This window comes from Aeromicrobium sp. PFPM2_SD2 (assembly GCF_057364525.1).
In genome coordinates, this window is the sequence record NZ_JBNFNZ010000156.1 from 1 (window position 1) to 5257 (window position 5257).

5 protein-coding genes and 2 pseudogenes are annotated in these 5257 nt (G+C 72.5%); 4 read left to right on the top strand and 3 right to left on the bottom strand.

All coding sequences use genetic code 11. The annotated features are described in order from the left end of the window. The 3 genes and pseudogenes from AC2W7G_RS08805 to AC2W7G_RS08815 form a co-directional block, all read right to left on the bottom strand. On the bottom strand, nucleotides 1-1114 hold a 1114-nt coding region (locus tag AC2W7G_RS08805; RefSeq protein ID WP_485868101.1), incomplete at its 3' end, for a mechanosensitive ion channel family protein. Nucleotides 1115-1160: 46 nt separating this feature from the next. Continuing rightward, entirely contained in the window at nucleotides 1161-1580 is a 420-nt protein-coding gene (locus AC2W7G_RS08810; protein WP_485868105.1) for a thioesterase family protein, read from the bottom strand. A gap of 35 nt (nucleotides 1581-1615) precedes the next feature. After that, a pseudogene (locus tag AC2W7G_RS08815) lies at nucleotides 1616-1936 on the bottom strand (acyl-CoA thioesterase domain-containing protein); the annotation flags it as partial. Between the two features lie 78 nt (nucleotides 1937-2014). Between AC2W7G_RS08815 and dapA the strand changes: the two are divergent. The 4 genes and pseudogenes from dapA to AC2W7G_RS08835 form a co-directional block, all read left to right on the top strand. Continuing rightward, nucleotides 2015-2929 (top strand): 4-hydroxy-tetrahydrodipicolinate synthase, encoded by a 915-nt coding sequence (gene dapA / locus AC2W7G_RS08820; RefSeq protein WP_485868102.1) that lies wholly within the window; start codon nucleotides 2015-2017, stop codon nucleotides 2927-2929. Nucleotides 2930-2938: 9 nt separating this feature from the next. After that, nucleotides 2939-4617 (top strand): annotated as a pseudogene (locus AC2W7G_RS08825) (ribonuclease J). A 4-nt stretch (nucleotides 4618-4621) separates the two neighbouring features. Then, nucleotides 4622-4840 (top strand): hypothetical protein, encoded by a 219-nt coding sequence (locus AC2W7G_RS08830; RefSeq protein ID WP_485868103.1) that lies wholly within the window; start codon nucleotides 4622-4624, stop codon nucleotides 4838-4840. A 194-nt stretch (nucleotides 4841-5034) separates the two neighbouring features. After that, nucleotides 5035-5257 (top strand): hypothetical protein (locus tag AC2W7G_RS08835; RefSeq protein ID WP_485868104.1); only part of this gene is annotated, 223 nt, incomplete at its 3' end.

The window sequence follows — 5257 nt, forward strand, 5'->3', positions numbered from 1 at the left end:
GGGCCTCGGCCTCGGCGTCGCCGCTGAACAGGCCCTGCGGCTCGCTCTCGTGCTGCTCGCCCCGCCGCGCCACCGTGCGCTGGACGTTCTCGACCCGGAAGCGCGGCAGCCCGGCTCGGTGCTCGCGGCCCAGCCACTCGACCATCCGCTCGCGCACGTGGCAGCGCAGGTCGAACAGCGACGGGGCGTCCTTGGCGGTCACGAGGATGCGCACGCGGACCCACCCGTTCACCGCGTCCGTCACCTGCAGCACCTTCGTGCGTCCGTCCCACAGGTCGGTGTCGGCCAGGACGCGTTCGAGCTGGTCGCGCATGGCGTGCGGCGAGACGCCCCAGTCCAGGTCCAGCTCGACCGCGCCGAGCAGCTCGGAGTGCGTGCGGGTCCAGTTCTGGAACGGGGTGGTCGTGAAGTACGTCGAGGGCAGCACGAGCCGGCGGTCGTCCCACAGCCGCACCACGACGTAGGTCAGGGTGATCTCCTCGATCCAGCCCCACTCCTCCTCGACGATCACGGCGTCGTCGAGGCGGATGGAGTCGCTGAACGCGATCTGGATGCCGGCGATGACGTTGGCGAGCGTGGACTGGGCGGCCAGGCCGGCGACGATCGACAGGACGCCGGCGGAAGCCAGGACGCTCGCGCCGACGGCCCGCACGCCATCGAACGTGAGCAGCACCGCGCCCATGGCGACGACGATGACCGCCGCGACGGTGAGCCGGCGCACGACCTGCATCTGCGTGCGGGCGCGGCGGGCCAGGCGGTTGTCAGGGACGTCGACGTCGTAGCGGCGCAGGCCGGAGTCCTCCACGAGCAGCAGGACGCTGGCCACGACGCCGGCGATCGCGAGGATCGTGAGGATCTGCAGCGTGTGCCGGATCAGCTCGTCCCAGCGGTACGTGTAGTCGATCTGCGGCATCGACGTGCGCACGGCGACGGTGACGGCGACGACCAGGACGAGCAGCCGGAACCACAGCTTGGAGCGCCGCTCGAGCTGGCGGGCTGCCTCCCAGCGGCGTCCGCCGAGCTGCACGGCCACCTTGGCCGCCACGATGATCACCACGGCCACCAGCAGGGCGATGCCCAGGGCCTTGACGAAGTCCTGCCACGCGTCGGTCATGGCCCCCATCGTGGCAACGACGCGGTGAGACCTCGACTCGAGCGGGCTAGAGCAGGATGCCGAGCTGGCGGCTCTGGGCGAGGAGGTTGCCCTCCTCGTCCCACAGCTCGCAGTCCTCCTCGTGGTAGCCGCCGGCGACGTGCCGCGTGCTGACCACGGTGGCGACCCACGGCGTCACCGGGACGCGGTGCAGGTGGACGGTGAGCTGCACGGTGACCGAGCCGCCCGGGCTGACCTCCAGCACCGGGGGAGGGCACGAGTCGACCAGGAAGGCCAGCGCGAACAGGTCGGGCACGCGCTCGCCGGCCATGCACTGCCACAGCCGGTACGTCGGGTCGCCCGCACCGCCGGCGCCCTGGTGCGGCATGCGGTACTCGACGCGTTCCATGAGCCCGGCACCGGGACGCTTCCCGCCGAACGGGTCGAGGCACTCGTCGGGCGGAGCGAGGTCGGGGGCGGAGCCCAGCTCGAGCGAATCCCCGCGCGCTCGCCGAAGCTCGCCACCAGGTGGGCCGTCGTCCGGTCGCCGGACACCAGCTCGGCGGTGCCGGTGCTCAGCCGCCGGCCGGTCCGGAGCCTCGACGTGCGCAGCAGGGCCGGGCCCGGACGAGCTGGGGCGAGGTACGAGATCGCCGCGACGAGCGGCTGGTCGGACCCCAGCTCCTCACCGAGCCCGCGCAGCATCGTGGCCAGGACGTAGCCGCCGTTGGGCGTCCCGGCGGGGGTGTTCCAGCGGTCGCTGACGGTCAGCTCGCGGACGCCGTCGCCGCTCGGGGTGGACGCGGTGTCGGCGGGGAAGAGGTCGAGGGTCACGCGAGTCATTGTGCAGCAGGTCACGCGCGCGCCCGGGCACGGCGACGCGGCGCAGCCGCGACGCCGTCAGACGGTAGCCTGAGGGCCATGACCTCGCCGCTCGCCACCGACGCCGCGCCCTTCGGGCGCGTGCTCACCGCCATGGTCACCCCGTTCACCGTCGACGGTGAGCTGGACCTCGCGGCGGCGCAGAAGGTGGCGACGCACCTGGTCGACCACGGCAACGACGGCCTGGTGGTCAGCGGCACGACGGGCGAGTCGCCGACGACGTCGGTCGAGGAGGACGGACGCCTGCTGGCGGCCGTCGTCGAGGCGGTCGGCGACCGGGCCACGGTCGTCGCCGGCGTGGGCACCAACGACACCCGTCACTCGGTCGCCCTGGCCGAGCAGGCGGCCAAGGTCGGGGCCGACGGCACCCTCGTCGTCACGCCCTACTACTCCAAGCCCCCGCAGCGCGGCATCGTCGCGCACGTGGAGGCGGTCGCGGCGGCCGGCGACGGCCTGCCGGTCATGCTCTACGACATCCCCGGCCGCACGGGCACCACGATCGCCCCCGAGACGTACGTCGAGCTGCGCCGCAACCCGGCCGTCGTGGCGGTGAAGGACGCCGTCGGCGACCTCGACCGCGGGGCGCGGATCATGGCCGAGACCGGCATCGTCTACTACTCCGGCGACGACCAGCTGACCCTCGGCTGGCTCGCCTACGGTGCCGCCGGCACGGTGAGCGTGGTCGGCCACGCCGCCGGCGAGCAGTACGCCGAGATGGTCCGGGCGGTCGACGCCGGCGACCTGGCCTCGGCCCGTGCGGTCCACCAGCGGCTGGCCCCGCTGGTGACCGCGATGATGACTTACACGCAGGGCGCGATCACGGCGAAGGTCGCGCTGAACCTGCTCGGTGTGCTCGAGCACACCACCATGCGCCTTCCCCTGCCCGACGCGAGCGAGGAGGAGGTCGCCGTCGTGCGTGCCGGCCTCGTCGCCGCCGGGCTCCTGCCGAGCTGAGGAGCTCTCTTGACCCACCTGTACACCGACCTGTCGACCCCGCCCGCGCTGCCCGAGGGCGCGCTGCGCGTCATCCCGCTCGGCGGCCTCGGCGAGGTCGGCCGCAACATGACCGTCTTCGAGTACGGCGGCAAGCTGCTGATCGTCGACTGCGGCGTGCTGTTCCCCGAGGAGCACCACCCCGGCGTCGACCTGATCCTGCCCGACTTCGGCCCCATCCGTGACCGGCTCGACGACGTCGTGGGCGTCGTCCTGACCCACGGCCACGAGGACCACATCGGCGGCGTCCCGTACCTGCTGCGCGAGCGCGGCGACATCCCGCTGGTCGGCTCCAAGCTGACGCTGGCCTTCGTCGACTCCAAGCTGCGCGAGCACCGGCTCAAGGACGTCCCCAAGCACGTCGTCGAGGCCGACGAGACGCTGACGATGGGCCCGTTCGACCTGGAGTTCGTCGCGGTCAACCACTCCATCCCGGACGCGCTCGCGGTCGCCATCACGACGGGTGCCGGCGTCGCGCTGCACACCGGCGACTTCAAGATGGACCAGCTGCCGCTCGACGGCCGCATCACCGACCTGCGGGCGTTCGCGCGCCTGGGCGAGCAGGGCGTCGACCTGTTCCTCACCGACTCCACCAACGCCGACGTCCCCGGCTTCACCACGGCCGAGCGCAACATCGGCCCGGCCATCGACGCGGTGTTCGCGAACAGCAAGAAGCGCATCATCGTGGCGTCGTTCGCCTCGCACGTGCACCGCGTCCAGCAGGTGCTCGACGCCGCCGCCAAGCACGGCCGCAAGGTCGCCTACGTCGGACGTTCGATGGTCCGCAACATGCAGATCGCGCGCGAGCTGGGCTACCTGCACGTGCCCGACGGCGTCGTCGTCGACAAGCTGGACGCCGCCCCGCCGGAGAAGATGGTGCTCATGAGCACGGCTCGCAGGGCGAGCCGATGGCCGCGCTGTCGCGCATGGCCAACCGCAGCCACCAGCAGGTGAGCCTGGAGGAGGGCGACACCGTCCTGCTGGCGTCCTCGCTCATCCCGGGCAACGAGAACGCGGTCTACCGCGTCATCGACGGCCTGACCAAGCTCGGCGCCAACGTCGTGCACAAGGGCAACGCGCTCGTGCACGTCTCGGGCCACGCCTCGGCCGGCGAGCTGCTGTACTGCTACAACATCGTCCAGCCGTCCAACGTGATGCCGGTCCACGGTGAGATCCGCCACCTGCACGCCAACGCCAAGCTGGCCACGCAGACCGGCGTGCCGAACGTCGTGCTGGCCGAGGACGGCTACGTCGTCGACCTGGTCGACGGCCACGCCTCCGTCGTCGGCGCCGTCGAGTGCGGCTACGTCTACGTCGACGGCTCCTCGGTCGGCGACCTGACCGAGACCGAGCTCAAGGACCGTCGCGTGCTCGGCGACGAGGGCTTCGTGTCCGTCGTCGTGGTGGTCGACTCGACCACCGGCAAGATCATCACCGGCCCGGAGATCCACGCCCGCGGCATGGCCGAGGACGACAGCGTCTTCGACGAGATCGCGCCGAAGCTGGTCGCCGCCCTCGAGCAGTCGATCGCCGACGGCGCCCGCGACGAGTACCAGCTCAAGCAGGTCATGCGCCGCACGCTCGGCTCGTTCGTCGGCCGCAAGCTGCGCCGCCGCCCGATGATCCTGCCCATCGTCCTGGAGGCCTGACCCGGTGGACCGCCTGCCGCCGTGGGCGCGCGTCGTCGCGGCCACGGTGCTGGGCGCCGGCGTCGCCTGGGTGGCGGTGCACCTGGTGTTCCGCGCCGCCGAGGGCACGTGGGCGCCGACCGCGTCGTGGGTGACGTTCACCGTCTTCTTCGCCCTGTTCGGGCTCGTCCTGGGGCTCGTGGAGGAGCGCCGGCAGCGTCGCGAGCGGCACGGACGTCCCTGACCGGAGTTGTTACGCGGGCGAAACCTCGCATCGCCCCGACGTTCACACGCGGCTCCTACGGTCGTGACCAAGCAGGAGCCGGCACCCGGGCCGGCTCCGAGGGATCGCAGCAGTCACGGCCGGCGCCGGCAGGGTGGGTCACGCACGCACCGCTCGGTGGCCGGCCGTGACGGTCCGCGGTGCGAGGGGGCGCGATGAGGTCCGAGGTGCTGCTCGCCTGCTCCACCGCCCCGGCCACCCCGGTCGAGCGCGCGGCCCTCGCCACCCTCGTCAACGCCGTCCGTCGTGAGGCCCCCGGGCTGGACGTCCGTCAGGTCGTGGTCTCCGGTCCCTTCGCCGAGTCCCTGCCCGGTCCCGAGGTGCCGGCGGTCGCCGTGCCGGTCTCGCTGTCCCCGTCGCGCGACGTCGTCGCGCTGG